The sequence below is a fragment of the Alicyclobacillus sp. TC genome (assembly GCF_016804365.1).
GTDB lineage: Bacteria > Bacillota > Bacilli > Alicyclobacillales > Alicyclobacillaceae > Alicyclobacillus_I > Alicyclobacillus_I tolerans.
In genome coordinates this window covers 1,275,419-1,293,728 of record NZ_CP044434.1, presented here as the reverse complement: position 1 = coordinate 1,293,728, position 18,310 = coordinate 1,275,419, and the positions used below count along the sequence as shown (strand labels likewise).

General features: G+C 38.3%; 26 protein-coding genes. 5 read left to right on the top strand and 21 right to left on the bottom strand.

Annotated features, from left to right (window positions below):
* Nucleotides 1–118: 118 nt before the first annotated feature.
* Nucleotides 119–289, bottom strand: coding sequence for a hypothetical protein (locus tag FY534_RS06305; RefSeq protein WP_165611985.1), 171 nt, complete (start codon nt 287–289; stop codon nt 119–121).
* Here FY534_RS06305 and FY534_RS06300 point away from each other — a divergent pair.
* A complete protein-coding gene (locus FY534_RS06300; protein ID WP_083574238.1) occupies nt 283–615 on the top strand; it encodes a DUF1450 domain-containing protein in 333 nt (110 codons plus the stop codon). The genes FY534_RS06305 and FY534_RS06300 overlap by 7 nt on opposite strands.
* Nucleotides 616–632: 17 nt before the next feature.
* On the opposite strand, the gene FY534_RS06295 is transcribed toward FY534_RS06300, so the two are convergent.
* From FY534_RS06295 to FY534_RS06285, 3 genes are all read right to left on the bottom strand, one after another.
* Entirely contained in the window at nt 633–1,520 is an 888-nt protein-coding gene (locus FY534_RS06295) for a DUF2797 domain-containing protein (protein ID WP_203115451.1), read from the bottom strand.
* A 12-nt stretch (nt 1,521–1,532) separates the two neighbouring features.
* On the bottom strand, nt 1,533–1,898 hold the full coding sequence (locus FY534_RS06290) for a hypothetical protein (protein WP_129583586.1): 366 nt from the start codon (nt 1,896–1,898) through the stop codon (nt 1,533–1,535).
* A 250-nt stretch (nt 1,899–2,148) separates the two neighbouring features.
* A complete protein-coding gene (locus tag FY534_RS06285) occupies nt 2,149–2,820 on the bottom strand; it encodes a Sir2 family NAD-dependent protein deacetylase (protein ID WP_238413693.1) in 672 nt (223 codons plus the stop codon).
* A gap of 115 nt (nt 2,821–2,935) precedes the next feature.
* Here FY534_RS06285 and FY534_RS06280 point away from each other — a divergent pair, with 115 nt between their 5' ends.
* The gene (locus FY534_RS06280; protein WP_072874247.1) at nt 2,936–3,343 is read left to right on the top strand and encodes a helix-turn-helix domain-containing protein; all 408 of its coding nucleotides are present in this window, start codon (nt 2,936–2,938) and stop codon (nt 3,341–3,343) included.
* 207 nt (nt 3,344–3,550) lie between these two features.
* Here the strand turns inward: FY534_RS06280 and FY534_RS06275 are convergent, their stop codons facing one another.
* The 12 genes from FY534_RS06275 to FY534_RS06220 all read right to left on the bottom strand — a co-directional run bounded on the left by FY534_RS06275 (nt 3,551) and on the right by FY534_RS06220 (nt 13,050).
* Entirely contained in the window at nt 3,551–5,302 is a 1,752-nt protein-coding gene (locus FY534_RS06275) for a HAMP domain-containing sensor histidine kinase (RefSeq protein ID WP_072874246.1), read from the bottom strand.
* The gene (locus tag FY534_RS06270) at nt 5,299–6,006 is read right to left on the bottom strand and encodes a response regulator transcription factor (protein WP_072874245.1); all 708 of its coding nucleotides are present in this window, start codon (nt 6,004–6,006) and stop codon (nt 5,299–5,301) included. The genes FY534_RS06275 and FY534_RS06270 overlap by 4 nt, the downstream gene beginning before the upstream one ends.
* 58 nt (nt 6,007–6,064) lie before the next feature.
* On the bottom strand, nt 6,065–6,910 hold the full coding sequence (locus tag FY534_RS06265) for a pseudouridine synthase (protein ID WP_072874244.1): 846 nt from the start codon (nt 6,908–6,910) through the stop codon (nt 6,065–6,067).
* 123 nt (nt 6,911–7,033) lie between these two features.
* Nucleotides 7,034–7,564, bottom strand: coding sequence for a spore maturation protein (locus FY534_RS06260; protein WP_072874243.1), 531 nt, complete (start codon nt 7,562–7,564; stop codon nt 7,034–7,036).
* Complete coding sequence (locus FY534_RS06255) at nt 7,564–8,160, bottom strand: nucleoside recognition domain-containing protein (protein WP_072874242.1); 597 nt, start codon at nt 8,158–8,160, stop codon at nt 7,564–7,566. The genes FY534_RS06260 and FY534_RS06255 overlap by 1 nt, the downstream gene beginning before the upstream one ends.
* A gap of 71 nt (nt 8,161–8,231) precedes the next feature.
* Nucleotides 8,232–8,660: a GerW family sporulation protein gene (gene ytfJ, locus FY534_RS06250; RefSeq protein ID WP_072874241.1), complete on the bottom strand. Its 429-nt coding sequence runs from the start codon at nt 8,658–8,660 to the stop codon at nt 8,232–8,234.
* Nucleotides 8,636–9,289 (bottom strand): DUF2953 domain-containing protein, encoded by a 654-nt coding sequence (locus tag FY534_RS06245; protein ID WP_203115448.1) that lies wholly within the window; start codon nt 9,287–9,289, stop codon nt 8,636–8,638. The genes ytfJ and FY534_RS06245 overlap by 25 nt, the downstream gene beginning before the upstream one ends.
* 81 nt (nt 9,290–9,370) lie before the next feature.
* A complete protein-coding gene (scpB, locus tag FY534_RS06240; protein ID WP_203115447.1) occupies nt 9,371–9,937 on the bottom strand; it encodes an SMC-Scp complex subunit ScpB in 567 nt (188 codons plus the stop codon).
* 1 nt (nt 9,938) lies between these two features.
* Entirely contained in the window at nt 9,939–10,736 is a 798-nt protein-coding gene (locus FY534_RS06235; RefSeq protein WP_203115446.1) for a segregation and condensation protein A, read from the bottom strand.
* Between the two features lie 143 nt (nt 10,737–10,879).
* On the bottom strand, nt 10,880–11,359 hold the full coding sequence (locus FY534_RS06230) for a site-2 protease family protein (protein ID WP_165611983.1): 480 nt from the start codon (nt 11,357–11,359) through the stop codon (nt 10,880–10,882).
* Between the two features lie 252 nt (nt 11,360–11,611).
* Nucleotides 11,612–12,481 carry an anti-sigma factor gene (locus FY534_RS06225; RefSeq protein WP_072874237.1) on the bottom strand — a complete coding sequence of 290 codons (870 nt, stop codon included), beginning with the start codon at nt 12,479–12,481 and terminating at the stop codon, nt 11,612–11,614.
* On the bottom strand, nt 12,478–13,050 hold the full coding sequence (locus FY534_RS06220; protein WP_072874236.1) for an RNA polymerase sigma factor: 573 nt from the start codon (nt 13,048–13,050) through the stop codon (nt 12,478–12,480). Before FY534_RS06220 ends, FY534_RS06225 begins: the two co-directional genes overlap by 4 nt.
* Nucleotides 13,051–13,384: 334 nt before the next feature.
* On the opposite strand from FY534_RS06220, the gene FY534_RS06215 reads away from it, so the two are divergent.
* From FY534_RS06215 to tatC, 3 genes are all read left to right on the top strand, one after another.
* Nucleotides 13,385–14,110 (top strand): ferritin-like domain-containing protein, encoded by a 726-nt coding sequence (locus FY534_RS06215; RefSeq protein WP_072874235.1) that lies wholly within the window; start codon nt 13,385–13,387, stop codon nt 14,108–14,110.
* 82 nt (nt 14,111–14,192) lie between these two features.
* The gene (locus tag FY534_RS06210; protein WP_072874234.1) at nt 14,193–14,450 is read left to right on the top strand and encodes a twin-arginine translocase TatA/TatE family subunit; all 258 of its coding nucleotides are present in this window, start codon (nt 14,193–14,195) and stop codon (nt 14,448–14,450) included.
* Nucleotides 14,450–15,211, top strand: a complete 762-nt coding sequence (tatC, locus tag FY534_RS06205) for a twin-arginine translocase subunit TatC (RefSeq protein ID WP_203115445.1) — start codon at nt 14,450–14,452, stop codon at nt 15,209–15,211. Before FY534_RS06210 ends, tatC begins: the two co-directional genes overlap by 1 nt.
* Nucleotides 15,212–15,261: 50 nt before the next feature.
* Here the strand turns inward: tatC and FY534_RS06200 are convergent, their stop codons facing one another.
* From FY534_RS06200 to spoVAD, 5 genes are all read right to left on the bottom strand, one after another.
* Nucleotides 15,262–16,053, bottom strand: coding sequence for a spermidine synthase (locus FY534_RS06200; protein WP_203115444.1), 792 nt, complete (start codon nt 16,051–16,053; stop codon nt 15,262–15,264).
* Between the two features lie 96 nt (nt 16,054–16,149).
* Nucleotides 16,150–16,281 (bottom strand): hypothetical protein, encoded by a 132-nt coding sequence (locus tag FY534_RS14815; RefSeq protein ID WP_255567434.1) that lies wholly within the window; start codon nt 16,279–16,281, stop codon nt 16,150–16,152.
* 28 nt (nt 16,282–16,309) lie between these two features.
* On the bottom strand, nt 16,310–16,909 hold the full coding sequence (locus tag FY534_RS06195; RefSeq protein WP_072874231.1) for a stage V sporulation protein AE: 600 nt from the start codon (nt 16,907–16,909) through the stop codon (nt 16,310–16,312).
* On the bottom strand, nt 16,906–17,265 hold the full coding sequence (gene spoVAE, locus FY534_RS06190) for a stage V sporulation protein AE (RefSeq protein WP_072874230.1): 360 nt from the start codon (nt 17,263–17,265) through the stop codon (nt 16,906–16,908). The genes FY534_RS06195 and spoVAE overlap by 4 nt, the downstream gene beginning before the upstream one ends.
* Nucleotides 17,262–18,296: a stage V sporulation protein AD gene (spoVAD, locus tag FY534_RS06185; RefSeq protein WP_083574232.1), complete on the bottom strand. Its 1,035-nt coding sequence runs from the start codon at nt 18,294–18,296 to the stop codon at nt 17,262–17,264. The genes spoVAE and spoVAD overlap by 4 nt, the downstream gene beginning before the upstream one ends.
* Nucleotides 18,297–18,310: the final 14 nt, after the last annotated feature.

Sequence of the window (18,310 nt, the reverse complement as noted above, 5' to 3'; positions counted from 1 at the left end):
AGACTAACGGATCGTATGAGGCAAGATACATTCCTGTGATCAAACTTTATGTATTATAATCAAAGAAGTGACATTTTTTGAGACAACTTATTCAGTCTCTGTTACTTTATTTTGCATATTAAGAAATTTCATTATAAATTTTTGCTCGCACAGCATATTTTCCTGATCTCGTTTTTCGAACTTCGACTTTTCTTTGCTGATGATGAAGGGACTCATTTTGCATTTGTAATGCAAAATAATGAGCTACGGATTGAGATTGAAAAAGTTTAGAATAATACAGCCATGACAAAAAAATCGCCTCCCGGCCATAATATTCCCTATGAATCAGAAATTATGATATGTTCTGAGAATTATTTTTTCAAAGGAGATTTTCTTAAAATGGAATTTAATAAATTGCTCGAAATATGTATATCTAACCCTGCTGTAACCCTGTTACAACAGGAACTCAAAACAATGGAGGAAAAAAATTGGATAACAACGATTACCTATGATTGTTTGGGGTTTTGTGAAACCTGTTCTGAGTGTAGTTATGTATTACTGGAAGGAGATATCATGAGTGCTTCATCTAATCAGGAACTTTTAAAAAAAATCATAGAAGAACTTAAGTTAATTTGAAGCAAAAAAGTTTCAAGTTAATAGCTCACGTTTATCATATATCCCTGATATCTTCTCATATTGATAACGCAGTTTTTAAAAATTAAATAATGTGCTTTCAGGGAAATAAGTGTATCTTCAAATTCTTCATTTTCTTTTAACGAAGCAGGCGAAACTGGCAATTTGGATTGTGAATATAGGGGATCCATGGGATAAAAAAAACGATAACATCGGGAATGATTGACCATCTCAATCTCATCTACATTTAATATCTTTATTTTTTCAAAAAGCAGTTGATATGTAGAAGCAAATTCATCTTCGTCTATGAAATGCGTATTAATCATCTTTCTCCAATTGGTTTTATCCGCCACATATTCAGTCAATAAATGTTCAATTTCACCAGCAACTTTACGAGTAGAGACAGAGCAAAGTAACTTACCAGCAATCGCTCCTTGTTCCATCCATCTCGCTAACTCCCTACCAGCCCTTGTCAATCCAACTTTTGACTTATCAGTATATGAAAGATAAACATAATGGGGTATCATACAATGATTCAAAGCATAGTTCTCGTCACGGCATGTTCCCTGATGGAAATGACAAGTCTCTGGCTTTAATATACATAAATCACATTCTGCTAAACTCACAAAACATGGATAACAATATCCGTTGTTGTATAGTTTTTTTACCTTTCTATGGCAATGAATACAAAACATTTCCCCCGTAATCTTCATACGGATAGTACGACCTAACAATTTATTTAAATGAATTTCAGATTCACTTAATTTGATGTAATAATCAACAGGCTCATTGGGAACTAGTTTTAAATTATAATAAACACCAGATGCAGAATGATACAGAACTATCAACCCATCTTTCATAATGTATTTATAAATATAAAAGTTCCTATCAGATAAAAACTTTTTCACCCAAACAAGATATTATCTAGTATCGTATTTTTGTTGACCAAAAGGTTTGGGTCCAGCAGGTATTCCATCAAATTCAAATAGCCATCCATTTTCCAATTTAAAAAACTTGATATCTGCTTGTTCATCCATCATTAATAGATGAAATAAATTCATATTCGTTTTTAAATAAGGACTTAGATATTCATCTTTAAGATGCAAGTTTAATACTTTCTGTCTATCATCCACAGACAAAGAAATTCCCTGGAAGACATTATAACCCTCAACAGATGAAACTGACAGTCTTTGCTGAGGGGTTGAGTTGTACCACAAATCGTCAAATAAATATCGAGCCATTTTAGATTTCCTACTTTGGTCACTTAGGAATGCGTAAAATGTCAAACTCTTTCCTCCGCATGCTTGCCATATTTTTAAACCCATTTCTATCAAACCATAAAGCCAACGCCCCCTTGGTAAACCAACCAGATTAGGGGCGAGGAAAAAGGATATGGGAAAGTCTGATTAGATTATAGCTAAGTTTATTCAAAATGGAAATAGGTAAATTATAGTGTGTCTACTATCAAGATAGCTTTCAATTGATGAAACTGATATCATGAGTTTTTTTATTTATTATAAAATACCTTAATTCACTTTATTTGCATAAATAAGGTATTATTGTTTCGGAATTTTGATTAATCCAAATAACAGGTACTTGTTTTGTGGTGGCTATTTTAGGGAAATATCGAATAGGTAACGCATCCATTTCAGTTCCAATAATCAGTAACAAATCAGATTGGCATATCCAATGGGTTGCAAGAGAAACTCCTTTCACTTTTTCACCAACAAATACAAAGCCAGGTCTTAAAATTTGTTTGCAATTTGGACAATTAAAACCATGATGTTTAAGAAAATCAGATTTTAGAATTATAGCACAAGTTTCACATCGTAACTCTCTTAAATTACCGTGAATTTCTATTACATTTTTTGAACCTGCTTCAAAATGAAGTCCATCAATGTTTTGTGTAATAATTTTGAAATTTTTTTCATGGAGATATAGATGAGCATTGTTTGGTAGTGCTTTCTTCCATTCGAAGAAAATTTGATAATAAAAATCAAAATACCTCTCAGGTTCTCTTCTCCAAAAATCTTTTAAAAATAATTGATGTACTGTTTTGCCCTGAAAATTCATCTCATTTACAGGCAAACCACTCGCTACGCTAATTCCTGCACCAGTTATACACACTGGAAAATTAGCCTTTAACAGCAGCATTTTGATATTTTTCGCTACTTCAACCCAATCTTTGTGACTCAAATCATAAATCAAGCATCCATCACTCACTCATAATTTTATATTTATATTTGATCCATACTTTACAAATCCGATAATGTTCAATATATTATCGTTGTAAGGCAAAATTACTTAAAATGGAGGAATTGGATTGAAAGATTCTTTTGGTTATCGTATACGTCGAATTCGACAACAAAGAGATTGGTCACAACAAGAATTAGCGCTTCGTTCAGGTATATCTACACCACATATCTCTTCTCTCGAAAGGGATATTCGACAACCTTCATTGGAATACGCCAAAAGATTAGCCAATGCTTTAGGAGTACCCTTAACCGCACTATGTGATAACACGAAGGAACTAAAAATGCCTAAGATTTTAGAATCAACAGAAGACTGGCCGGTAGAAATTCAAAATTTAATTTTGAATGAAGAAGCTGCTCCCTATTTAGAAGCAGCACAGCAAATGAGTATTCTTCCAAAAGAAGAATCTGAGTTTATATCATTAATTATTGATTTACTTGTTCAGAAATTTACTTATAAATCAAAACATAATGAATGATCACAATAAGACTTTAACACCGTAGCGCCCTCGCTGCGTTTGAAAAATACCTACGTAGCGAGGTGGAAAATACGAAAGTAACTGATGATTAGGTTGATCTACAATTCTGGCCACTAGGCAAGAAGCTTGAAATCTGGTGTCATACAATTTACTTAGATATATCCAAGCCATTTTATGATTTCTTCTTTCTTGTAAATTGATTTCAATTTATATTCTATTTTCAGTTACTTGCCGTTTTAAGGGTAATACAACTGTAAATGTAGTTCCAACATGAAGTGCGCTTTTAACAATAATTTCTCCACCATGCTTTACAATAATGTATCGAGCAATTGCAAGTCCTAATCCAGTCCCTCCTGCAGAACGTGTACGAGCTTTGTCTGCTTTATAAAAGCGTTCAAAAACATATGGGACGTCCTCAGGAGGTATACCACTACCTGTATCTTTAACTTGTATATAGACATAATGCGTCTCTGTTTCGATAGAAATTTCGATTTTACCTTTTTCTGTATGCCTAAACGCATTATCCAAAAGATTAGTAAATACTTGTTCTAAGCGATCTTTATCTGCCTCAAGTAAAATAGGTCTGTCAAATAAATGAACTTGTAAAGATACTCCCTTTTCTGAGGATAAGGTGAAAAATTTTCTTGATACTTTTTTAATTAATGAATTGATCTCTACGGGTGCATATTTCATTTGAAATTGGCCCGATTCGAGTGAAGCTAAATCCAGCAAATCGTTAACCAATCTTTTCATGCGCATAGCTTCTTCGTGAATAATTTGTACTAATTCACGACGCATTTCTGGATCATTATCCAATTCGTCTAACAAAGCTTCACTATAACCTTGCAGCATACTTAGTGGTGTTCTTAATTCATGTGAAACATTGGCTAAAAAATCTTTCCGGAGAGAATCCATTTGTCGTTCTTCAGTAATATCCCTGAGAACTGTTAAGGTCCCACGTACCAGTTGACTGTCCGGTTCTCTTAGAGGGATGACATGTAAAAGAATATTCCTATCTTGCCATAGCCATTCACGGCTCATTGATTCGCCATGATTCTGCACAGCTTGTAAGAGGCTTTGCATGGCATCTGGCAACTGTGAGACATCTACAATTCCTCTCTCTGAAAGTGACATCTGACGTAAAATTCGCAATGCTGGAAGATTGGCTAATGTTATCTGTCCTAAGGTATTGGTTGCCATCACACCATCCTGCAAGGATTGGAGAATGGTGCTCAGTTGATCTCTTTCCATTGAAAGTGCATGAATGGTGTGATCGAGTTGAGCAGCCATTGCATTAAATGTACTTCCCAAACGTCCAACTTCATCACTGGTCACAACATTGACTCGATGCTTAAAATCACCTGATTGCATCAATTCGGCTGCATGGTTCATTTCAACAAGTGGTTTAGAAAGATTCTTTGAGACTACAAAAGCTAATCCAGTAGCCAAAAACACACCCAACAATACATCAAAAAGTATGAGATTACGCATATGGTCAAGCGGAGCATCTAATACACTCATTTGTTGTGAAACGGCAAGCAGGCCAGGGTTTTGACCAGGCCTTTTTACTAAATCGTAAATCGTGATTTGGGGTGAACCATTTCCAATTTGTCGAATAATAATGGGTTTACCCGATTGAAGTTGATAGCGTTCTGATGTGCTCAGTGAACGAAACTGCTTGTCCAATGCATTGTTCTCTTTTAAAGAAGGCGTATAACTCATTTCCGCATTTTGAACTTTTTTGAGAAGATTTTTCGATAATAATAAATGTTCTAGATTATCGTTTTTCTGTAGTTCATCAGAGATGGATAAAGTCCAATGAATAAGGGAAGAGGATTGATTATCTTCCACATATGTTGCAAAAAATTGTTGTAGCAAAACAGATAACAACACAAGCACCACGACAACCATACCAACAATCGTCAGCCAAAGTTTTAAAACAATACTGTTCTTAATCACGCGATAACCTCAAATTTATATCCTACTCCCCAGACAGTTACAATATAATGGCTAACTCTTTCGGAAAGTTGTCCAAGTTTTTCGCGTAATCTTTTTACATGAGTATCTACAGTTCTTTGATCACCATAAAATTGATAATTCCAGACATCTCTAAGTAATTCTTCACGACTAAAAACTTTGTCAGGCCGCTGAGACATATACACAAGTAAATCAAACTCTTTTGGAGTCAAACTCACTTCTTTTCCTTCGACTTCTACACGCCGTGCATCGATATGAATTAAAAGCCCCGGAAAAGAAAGAGTTTGTTGTAAGTCCGCCTTGAAAAATTCAGTCTCTCCAGACCTTTTTAAAAGTGCCTTCACTCTCATGACAAGCTCACGAGGAGAAAAAGGTTTAACGACATAATCGTCTGCTCCAATTTCAAAACCATGTACTCGACTCATTTCATCCCCTGCCGCAGTCAACATCATAATAGGCGTCTCAGCATGTTGGCGAACCTGAGTGCATACATCACGCCCGTCCATTTCAGGTAACATAAGATCTAAAATAATAAGAGACAACGGTTCATTAAGTGCAATTTCCAACGCATCTTTACCATTATCTGCTTCAATAATTTCAAAACCACTACGCTCGAGGTACATTCTTACTAAGCGACGTATTCGTTCTTCGTCGTCCACCACCAGAATACGCGGTTTCTGTGGCATGCTCATCCCCCGTCTCGAAATTTTTATTTAATGATGTAACATCTCGACTGGTTTCGTTCTAAGTCTTATTTCTTTGGGCTTGTCCATTGCCCTTTTTCTTATCTGATTGATTTTGCAAATTTCTTATACGTCGCTCCGAAGCAAGTTTATAAGTTTGAATGATTTCTTTAGGATAGTCAGGTATGGGTAAATTGCAAATTCTATAAATGTCTTCCCATTCTTTTTCATCTAAAAATCTCCATTGTCCAACTCTTAAATCATTTAACTGGAGAGGACCAAATGCTATTCTTTTTAAACGTTTAACGGGTAAATCCAATTTCTCGAACATCCGTCGAATTTGACGGTTTTTTCCTTCGAAAATTTCTATGTCTACAACAGATTCTTTAGGATGCTGACGCAAAGCCCAGACTTTTGCTGGAGCAGTTACGCCATCTTCCAGCTCAATTCCCTGCTCCAAATTTCTTACAATTTTTTTATCCACCATACCTAAAGCTGTCACTCGATATAATTTGCCAATATGATGACTTGGATGAAGAAGTTTATGAGTTAATTCCCCATCGTTTGTAAGTAGCAATAAACCACTAGAATCATAATCCAGCCTTCCTACGGGATAAAGTCTAAAAGGCAATGATGATATCTTCTCCATAACTGTTTTTCTTCCCTCTGGATCGGTAACAGAGGAAATACGCGAAGTAGGTTTGTGCAACAGAATAGATATTTTAGGTTCTGCAGCAATTGGATGTCCGTCCACTGTGATTTCTTGAATCATTGGGTCGGCTTTGGTTCCCAATTCCTTAACAATCTTTCCATCAATGGCCACCCTACCAGATAGAATATACTCTTCACATTTTCTTCTTGAAGCAATTCCTGCGGACGCCAAGACTTTTTGTAATCGCTCTTCCATGTATGAATATCTCCATTTCTATGGGACATGGAGTCATTATACCCTAATTACACGCATTTCCACGCTTTTTCAAGGAGTGGCTTGACAAGAAATAAACTGACTTGAAAATGATATCCTTTACTCTTATTTAAAAACATGCACTGCAAACACACTAGCCACAATGGCAACCAAATCAGATAAAAGCCCTACTGTAAGTGCATAACGAAACTTTTGAATTCCTACGCTGCCGAAATAAACTGTTAAAATGTAGAGCGTAGTGTCTGTACTTGCCTGCATAGTCGAAGCCAATACTCCCGTCGTACTGTCTGGTCCTTTACTTTTCAGTACCTGGATCATCATAGCGAGACTTCCTTGTCCGCTAATCGGACGGAGCAAACCAAGCGGAGCCACTTCGGGAGGAATATGTAAAATGCTTAAGACTGGGGTTAACCAATGAATCAATATCCCCATAGCTCCTGAAGCACTAAAAACTTGAACAGCAACCATCATAGCAACTAGATGAGGAATAAGTTTAACCGCAGTGGCAAAACCCGATTTAGCTCCCTCGACAAACGTATTATATAAAGGAACACGTCGAATAAAACCGCTAATTAGAATAGTGCAAACTAAAATAGGGAGTAACCATTCGGAAATTTGTATGAAAAATTGTTGCATTATACCCATCTCCCGGAACGACGTGACCAGGATCGAAATATTTTATCAAAGATTAAAGCAGCTATAGTGCCAATAAAAGTTGCTAGTAAAGTAGGTCCAATGACAGAGGTGGGGTGCTGTGCATGCAATTGCATGCGAATGGCAATAACAGTGGTTGGAATCAGAGTAATACTTGCTGTATTGACAGCAAGTAACGTACACATTGCATCACTTGCAGTATCTTTTTTTGTATTAAGATCTTGTAATTCTTTCATAGCGCGCAACCCAAGTGGTGTCGCAGCATTACCAATCCCAAGTATATTTGCACTCATATTCGCTAAGATAGCTCCCATAGCTGGATGGTCAGAAGGAACGGATGGAAATATTTTTTTGGCCACCGGCCTCATTAATCGCGACAGAAAAGTAATAGCTCCAGCTTTTTCTGCAATATGCATTAATCCCATCCAGAGAACAATAACACTTATCAGACCAAAACAAAGCTCTACACCATGTTCTGCTCCAGTCAGAATAGCACTTGAGACAGCAGGCATTTTACCAGTTAGTAAAGCAGTTCCAATTCCAACCAGAAACAAAAGAAGCCAAATAAAATCAATCATGCGTATCCCCCGTGCAGCATATCCTTTGATTGAAAGTATGCTTACAGAGGGACAGGCATGACCGAAATTTATCAAACAACCGGGGTTTGATCAGATTTACCTTGATTTTTATTCGAAGAGCCTTTAAACATTGATTGAATTTTCTCCATAACAATTGGAGCCATATCCATAAGTCGATCGTAAAGTTGATTTTCGTTGTCAGTAGATAAGAGCCTGACTTGGTTGCCATGAACAATAAGAAACCCAATGGGAGTAATAGACACTCCACCACCTGAGCCACCGCCAAATGGTAAATTGTCATCATCGGATACATGGCCGCGATCGTGATCTACAGAAAATTCACTGCCGCCAGCAGCAAACCCGAAACCCACTTTAGAGACTGGCAAAATAACGGTACCGTCTGGTGTTTCAACGGGATCGCCAATGATAGTATTGACATCGACCATTTCTCTTATATTGGCCATGGCGGTTTGCATTAATCCTTGAATGGGATGCTCCATGAACTTTTCATCCTCCTCCAAACAAAAAAGAAACGAATCGCAGCGACAATAGCATGCCCTGTGGAAATTGAAAATATGCCTTTCGCGGATAGTTCCAAAGAATTTCGGTGATACACAGGTTCAACTTGAATTTTCGGTTTTACCATGAGCCTGAACATTTTAGACATTTCTCCAGTCACAAGAGACAATACTGTCCATGAAAATCCTGTTAAAACCCCGGTGTACATAGCATTTTCTAAACCAATGGCAACTTTGAAATGAAAAGTCAAAATCTTGATTCTGCGCAATACCGGTTTAAGCTCTTTTAGACAGACACGAGCAAAATGACTCCATTGAGGAATATTCTCAATAAAGTTAAAAATCTCTTCTAGAGAAAAATGCTCTGTAGCATGATTGCCGTTCTTGTGTCCATCGACATGAAGACTTGGTCCATGATGCGTTACTTTAGGTTGGATTTTCAAAAGTTGATGCCTAATTTTAATCAGACCAAAAAGAAGACTGATGGTTACTATACCCTCATCATCATGTCCAGTGCGCATAAACTGTAGTGTACAACGTATAGGAAGAACGGCTATGATTAGAACAAATACAACCAGTCCAGCAACAATAAAAAAAATAGCGCCTAACACAAATCATCGCCCACCTTTTTGGACAACTAAAGTTTGTGTCAAGCCCCTGCCTACTATACGCATGAAATGAGAATCTAAATTTTATTCTTGAGGTACATGACTCTCTCTCTCAAAGAGTAGAGTCGTTTCATCACGATCTGTAATTGGCAATTCAGGTAGTTCTTCTAGAGAAGAAATAGCGAATGTTTTTAAAAAGTGATCCGTCGTACCATATAAAATAGGTCTTCCTGGTCCTTCTTCTCTTCCAACTTCACGAATTAATAAACGATGTAGCAATGTTTGAATCGCTCTTTCCGAACTTACCCCACGTATTTTTTCTATACGCGATCTCGTTATGGGCTGTTGATAGGCAATTACAGCCAATGTTTCTAAAGCAGCGGAAGATAATGAAGTAGCAATAGGAGTATCCGCCATTCTTCGTAAGTAAAGTGCATGTTCAGGTTTTGTTGCCAATTGCCAAGTGTTTGCACTCTCAATCAACTGTATTCCTGATTCTGGTTGTTGTAATTTTAATTGCAATTGTCTACAAGAAGCAATTACCTCTTGTTGAGGTATTTGCAATATATCAGCAATTTCTTCCGTACTGAGTCCATCTGTTCCAGCAACAAACAAAATAGCTTCAATCGCAGAGATCAAATTAATGAGCATCTTAACCTCCATTTTTAGTTTCTGAAGTTGTTGCTGTTTCAGCCATAGTTTGCAAACTCTCATCTGATAATTTGGAAATAATAGTAATATCGCCAAAAAGTTCTGATTGGTAACAATAAATTTGTTGATAGCGCATTAATTCCAATAACGCTAAAAAATAAGCTACCCATTCGCTACGCGAATAGACATTGTACATAAGCTCACGCAATGTACAGTGTTGCAATCGCAGTAATTTCTCCTTTATTTCTTCAATGACATCTTCCACCCGAGCAACATAAGCGCGAATTGCAGCTACGGGTTTATCTTTAGGCCTACGTCGGTATAATTGGCGCATAGCCTCAAATAGTTTCCAAGCACTCATTTCAGATAAAGGAGGCAAATGCTCAGGTGCATAAGGAGATAAGTCGGTAGCTGGCCGACCAAATAAATCCGAACGAAGAAGCTGTTTTTCTTTCAATAATTCCGATGCTATTTTAATTTTCTCATATTCAATCAACTGTTCCACCAACTCAGCGCGTGGATCCATTTCTTCTTCATCTTCATCTTGTTTTTTGCTTTTTGGCAGGAGCATGCGACTTTTAATGGCTAATAATGTGGCTGCCATAACCACAAATTCACTAGCTTGTTCCAAGTAGCTCTCAGGTAAGGTATCAAGATAGGCCATGTACTGCTCTGTAATTTGAACGATGGGTATATTGTGTATATCAATTTCTTGTTTGCGGATTAAATGCAAAAGTAAATCGAGCGGTCCATTAAAATCACCAATACTTAAAATATAGACACCTTCACTCGATTCCATAAAAAGAACCTCGCTTTATCGACGAACTGTCCTTGCTTTTTGTTTCTCGAACTCGTTTTCATCCAAAACTGCTGCTTACCTTAAAACATAACATGCCTTTGTACTCCCATAGCTATTTCTCTCATTGATATATTATATTTATTTCAAAGCCTCGCGACTGCTTGAGATAACAACCCTACAATTTCGTTAATGAGTGGGATATAAAAATTATCGATAACTGAAGGAATTAAAAAAAGAATTATTAAAATAAAGGGACCATAAAAATCAAGCTTATAAAACCACTTTTGCGTTGAATCAGGAAATAAATTACGCAATATTTGTGACCCATCCAAAGGGGGAATGGGAATAAGATTAAAGAGACACAGACTGACATTCACCAGTGCAATCAATTCAATAATTTGTCCTAACATTGAATAAGGGTCAAACAGAACCCATTGCCATATGATTAAGGCGATCAATGCCAGTAAGAAATTAGAAAATGGACCTGCAGCAGCCACTAAAATCGTGCCTAACCGACGATGCTTGAGATTAGAAGGATTAAAAGGCACTGGCTTGGCAAAACCTATAGGCCCAAATAACATCAGCAGAAGTCCAACAAGTTGTAAATGTGCTAATGGATTCAAGGTCAATCGACCTTCCAGGCGAGCTGTATGATCACCTAGCAGATCAGCAACCAAGGCATGACTGAATTCGTGGACGACTAAGCTAGCCAGCACGATAAAAATTTGTACAATAAATAGCGGCTGAGTAAGATTAGCTAAAATGTATTGTCGCCTCCATAGTCAAAAAATTCTCAAGCCAATAAAACAAATTGGAAATTACTTCACTACAGAAAAGACATAGGTCCAAATTAAATTTCAATTTATCATATAGAATTAAACAGAAATACTCCCCAATAGTACCAATGGACCTTTGGGTGTTTTATCTATAGCTCTAGGTTCAAGAGTGATGCCAACAGTTTGAAAGGTCTCATTGAATGGGATCAAACTTGCAAAAATAGCTTTACCTTGTGAATTGGGTGTAAAAACACCCAGTGAAACTGGAGGTTGACCTTTTTTAATCAACCAAACTTGATAAACCTGAGAACCATATACCGGTTGTAACCCAGAAAAATGGATGAAAAGACTCCTGCCCATCTGTCCATTCTCTATCAAAGCTTGCCCACTAGTGGTATTAAATTGCGCAGTAGCCTTTAATTGTATCGCCTCTGTCATTTGCCCCAAAGGATTTCTATCAGTCAATTGGGATCGATTTTGGAAAACTGGATTTTCAGTATAATAGACAATGCCTGACACAATGAATAGCACAGCCGCTGCCGTCATGGGTATAAACCAACGGTATCTATTTCGATACTTTCCAAAACCAGAAGTTATAGGAATTCGATGACCATCATTTATTTTCCCAAACTTTTCACGATCAGAGTCATTAGATGTTTGATCAGGTAATACGGACGTAATTTCTTTCAAATCGTTTATCTGATGACTCGATAGAACTACAGTTTCTGTTCCTTCTTCATTATCTATGGCATCGTAAACATTTTTCAAAACTCTCTGCTTCATATCCTTAGGTGGCATAGCCATTTCAAAATCATATAGCAACCAATCTTTCAACGGCATCAACAAACTGATTTCATTTTGACATTCTTTACAATTTGTCAGATGCTCTTCAAACATTTGCCGCTCTTCTTTAGTTAAACCATCTAACACGTATAACTCCCGAAGAGAGCACACCTGCTGTTCGTTCATGGTGTCACCTCCCATCCGGTTGCTGTCAATTTATCTTTTAATTTAGCCAATCCCAAACGAATTCTGCTCTTCACCGTACCTATGGGAAGTTGTAATAATTCGGCCATTTCACGTTGCGATAGGCCTTGTAAGTATATACGTTCAATCAGAAGTTTTTGATCACCAGGCAATTCATTAAGCGCATCTTGAATTGTTTGACGCAAAGCGAGCACTTCTGTCCACTCGTACGGTTGTTTAGTATCATCAGGTAGTATTTGTAATACTTCATCATTAGTCGATGAATGAATCAATTTTTGCCGCTTTCTTGCATGATCAATAGCGGTACGCCTTGCTATGGTCAAAAGCCAGGTTGTCAATTTAGCTTGACGTTCATCATAGGTATGCGCAGCACCCCATACTTTAATAAACACATCTTGAACAATTTCTTCCGCAACAAAATCATCGGGAACGGCTTTTCTCGCAAAACTGTATAACAATCGCTCATAGCGGTCATAAAGAACTTCCATAGCGGTTCGATCTCGATTAGCTATTCTTTTTAATAGTTCGCCATCTGAACAAGTTTCTACCATGCCGCCGCTCCTGTTTTCTCAATTAGGACTTTATCTTCCATAAAATAAGAATTCATGCACCTCTTTGCATAACTCCAATCCGAATAGCATTCTAAAGAATTTTGACATACTTCGTACTTATCCGCAACGCTCGCAATATTAGCCGGTGAGGTTACACCCAAAATAACGATGTGAAGCACCCTCCGTTTTGAAATTATTTATCAAAATGATCTGAGTCTATTCTTAAGATACTTACTAAAAAATTTTTAAATTTATGGTTTTGCGTGATCTTTTATTTGGCAGGCTACGTATATAGAGGCGAAATCAAACAAATCTCACAGATGAGGTGAAAAAATTGACTGAAAGCCGTACAACTCGCAGAGAATTTCTCAAAAAAGCAGGGTTCATGGGAGCTGCTGTAACTCTTGGAGGATTGGCTGAACCCATTTTATCTGGACCAACCAAAGTTTTTGCAGCTACCGCCGAACCCACACAAGAAATTATTAATCTCGCCTTAACGGCAGAACAACTCGCAACTACATTTTACTACAATGGTGTTATGAATGCAGCTACATTGCCAGTCACCAACAATCAAGACAACCAGCCCTATCTTCGAGCAGCGCTAGACGAAGAAAATATTCATGCGCAAATTCTTTCTGGAGCTGGAGCAAAATCCGTTGCAGGAGATAACCCGAAATTTTATTTTCCAAAAGGAACATTTACAAGTGATCAAACCTTTGCAGCTGTTCTTGAAGCTTTGGAAACGGCATTTATTGAAGCTTATCTTGCAGCTATATATCAATTTGCGAGCAATGGCCGGAATGACCTTGCTCAGTTAGCTGGTCAGATCATGGGAGTTGAAGCGGAACATAGAGTTCTGGGCAGAGTGATTACCAATGAAAGTGTTCCAAATAACATTTCACTCGAAAAAGCTCCCCCAAAAGGTTCTACTGTTGCGGATGTAGCTAAAGCGCTCATTCCGTTCTTATCTAAAAACGACAGTAATCCTGATGGACCATTTTGGTTACCAACTCAGTCACAAATTCAAAATGTAGTCAGTGGTGTCTATAATCCTAACTAATTCTTTCCACTTTCTTTCTCCGGACTCCAATTCAAGAGTCCGGAGAATCTTCCACACAAATTTTAAATAGGGAGAGATTCTGATGTTATCAAATATTGGTGTTCCTGGGCTTATACTGATTATTCTTTTTGCACTAATTGTATTTGGTCCGAAAAGATTGCCGGAGTTAGGAAGGTCAATGGGCAAAACGCTAAAGGAATTTAAATCAGCAACCAAAGGACTGACTGGCGACGAAGAAACCGTAGAAGTTTCTGCTACGACTGCTGCGGCAACTGTAAAACCAACAGAAGATATGGGAGAAAATATAATTCACACTGAGTCCAAGGTGTCGAATGAATAATGGACAATGAATGGACGCTAGTTGAACATCTTTCCGAATTACGTCGCAGAGTCGTCTATTCACTCATTTTGGTTGTGCTGTTTTTTATCCTTTCTCTTGTCTTTGTCCACCAAATATGCTCTGTTCTAGAAGCTCCTTTGGGCCATGTTAAACTTGCTGTTCTTGGCCCAGGAGACGTTATTCAAATTTACTTTATGATTGCTGGATTTGGGTCATTGGGCATGTCATTACCATTTATTTTGTATCAATTGTGGAAATTCATCCAACCCGCCCTATCGCCTAAAGAAAGCAGAGCAGCCATGACCATGCTCCCTTTTGCGTTCCTGATGTTTTTAGGAGGAGTAGCATTTTCATATTTCGTTGTTTTTCCAATTGTATTACATTTCTTGCTTCAACTGTCATTTGAAAATTTCATAGTCGTGATGACTGCTCATCGATATTTTTCTTTTTTGGTCAATTTAACGTTGCCTTTTGGTTTGATTTTTGAAATGCCAATAGCGCTCTTGTTTCTTACAAGAATTCATGTTGTTACACCAAGAATGCTATCGAAAATGAGAAAATATGCATATTTTGCAATTATTGTATTTGCCTCACTCATCAGTCCACCAGAACTTGTTTCTCATTTGAGTGTGGCAACACCTATGATGGCTCTCTATGAAATCAGTATTATGCTTTGTCGTCTGCAAGCTCGCCGTATGGCCAAAAATATCAATATTTCTAACTCATCAAGCGTAGTATCTAAAAATATTCAAGGTATTTAATAAGCCGATATGTCTAAAACTGTCGGCTTTTTTTTTTACAAAAATGATGATTATGAATTCAAAATTTGTAATCGATGCATCCACAACTTACACTCTAATTGATCAAACCAATTATAGTAAAAATTCGCTCTAGATCTTATATTTCTAAGATAGTCTGAATGAAATTGAAAAGGGTTTGCATCTTTGGATAGTACGCATAATAAGTTTCCTTCAATGAAAGGCATGCCAACAGGCAGCCATATACGACTTCTAAACAAAGTCTGGCTATATTTTAAAAACAAAGTATAAGGGTAGACTGGTGGAGTTTTAGCAATCAAATTAAAAATTACAGTTCCCTTATTGTTGAGGATTCGTTCTAAAGCATCAAGAAATGACGATTGTATAATAATTGGATGAATTCTATCCTCCAGATAAACATCTACAAAAATGAAATCGAAACGAAGTTGGGTCTGTTCGACAAACTGGATAGCATCACATTGATAATATTGACATGCTGAGTGATCTGGAGCCTGAAAATGCTGGATAGCTGTTTCCATCACTTCCCCTACGATATCAACACCATACAAAAGTGTTTGGGGATATAGACGTTGGATAGTGGCTAACGCAGTGCCTGTCCCAACACCAAGTGAAAGAAAACGTTGCGGAGAACGTTTGAGAGAGGCAGAGAGATATTCAAATGCACGTTGATATGGAAATACAGGACGAGTTGGAAAACGAAGAGAAAGTGCTCCTTGCCAGCCCCCATTCAAACCAAAACGCATATAACGAAGTTGTCCTTTTTGCGCCACATGCATTTGCTTTTCTTGTGGCGCAAGCAGGCTCATTGGCGTTTGTGAAGTCATTCAACTCTCCCCCTGCCTTCTTTCTATATCATTATATTTTTAATGTGACAGGGGCTGCAAAAGTCCACATTTTCATCACATACTGGATATAACTCATCATGCTGCAGCAGAAGAAGGACGTAAAATTCTTTTCATTTGGGGAAATAGCGGTCGAACAAAACCCATAAAACTTTGGAACATGCCAAAGTAACGAAACAGTCGTGGTAAAAACATAAGCATGGATATCACGATACTGACACCTCCCAACGATTCCGATTTATTCTATGTGTTCAAAGCAGGAATGCTGTGGGCTTTGTTGCGTCTTTAATATAAGTTGAATCGCTTTAGTGGTCACTGGAGACGCTTTGGCTGGTGCATCGTTTCCATGCATTTTCCCCAAATCACCTATACCGACAATCATAGGTATAGAGAATTTTCTTAATATGTCTACTGTATCACCTTTTAGATTAAACCTTTGTGTTGGCCATCCCTCTTTATTCACCGCACTCGTTACAATGCGCAAATCTGGGGTAACCGAACAATGAACCTGAATTCCTTGCTGACTCTGAGCATTCGAAGCAACTGCCAACACACCAATAACTTCTATGCTGGGATGAGACAAGACATACGACATAGAGATTTCTGCAGTATTGTCCAATTGATTACCATTGTCGTCAAACATAATAATAACTGGATCTGATTGAGCCCTCAGGATCCAATGTACGATTTCTGGACCTGAGAGCGGAGTTGGACTTCCAGCACTCCTTGAAATCAATCGGCAGCCAGTCTGTTTGGCCGCCATCTTTAAAGCTCTTAAAGCCATGGAGTCGCCGTCTGTGACTACAATGACGCGCCGCTTTCTCTGTCGATTTCTCATCCCCTCGGTTTCGCCACCACCGCTGCCAAAAAAGCAAAAATGATAGCGGCTGAAATTCCTGCACTTGTCACTTCAAATATGCCTGTGATAATGCCAACCAGTCCGTGCGTTGATGCTTCAAGCAGCGCACCATGTACAAGAGCATTCCCAAACGATGTAATAGGTACCGTAGCTCCTGCTCCAGCAAATTTAATGAGTGGATCGTACAGTCCAAATCCGTCCAATACAGCACCAGCTATAACAAGAATGACCATGACATGTCCAGGAGTTAAACTCGTCAAATCGAGAATGAGCTGCCCTACCACACAAATCAATCCACCGACCACAAAGGCTGTAAGAAAAATCCATGGGCTCATTTCAATTCTTCCTCCTCTATACGTTCAAACGCGATAGCGTGTGAAATTCCTGGAATTGTCTCATGTTGTTGGGCACTTATTGTAGACAGCAAAGCGCCGGTAGCACTAATCAAGAGCCGTTTGTATTGACCATCTATCATTCTGTCAATAAGATGCGAAAAAGTTACAAGAGAGCAACACGCACCACCACTGCCACCAGAAAACACTTCTGGTTGATTAGGATCAAAAATCAGTATTCCGCAATCGGTTAGTTGAGTCAGATGAGTGTAACCTTCATCAGCTAGCAACTTGCGGAGAATTTGGTGACCAATATGACCGAGATCGCCCGTAGCTATGCAGTCGTAATCAGCTGGAGAACGTCCGGTATCCTTAAAATGAGTAGTCAACGTATGTGCAGCGGCTGGTGCCATAGCAGCTCCCATTTCCCAGGGATTACTAATCCCGTAATCCATTACTTTTCCAACTGTGGCATGGGTAATGCGAATAGGAAGGGCAGCCGCTGGTGAATCGCCAAGAATGGCTACACCACTTCCAGTGACGGTTCGCTGTGCAGTAGGCGGTTTTTGTACACCGTATTCTGTTGGATAGCGAAACTGACGTTCAGCCGCACTTGTATGACTAGATGTTCCGGCAACAGCCACTTTGGCAAACCCATTTTCTACGAGAAAACTGGCAAAAAATAGCGATTCACAAATGGAAGCGCAAGCACTATAGACACCGAGTATGGGAACAGAAAATTGTTTTAGGCCTAAATAGGATGAGGTCAGTTGCGCACTTAAGTCACCCCCTACCATCACATCCACTTGTTGAGGCAAAAGGTTGGCTTTTTGTAAAGCAACATGGACCGCCTCCTGAAAAAATACTTGCTCCGACTGTTCCCATGTAAGATTTTCTACTCTATCAGAACTGTGTTTGACATCAAATAGATGGCCAATTGGGCCTTCACTCTCTAATTTGCCAGCCACTGTCCCAGTAGAAATGAGCACAGGAGGACGTTGGAATTCCCAGGTTTGCGCTCCCAACTTGGACACGATGATACACTCCT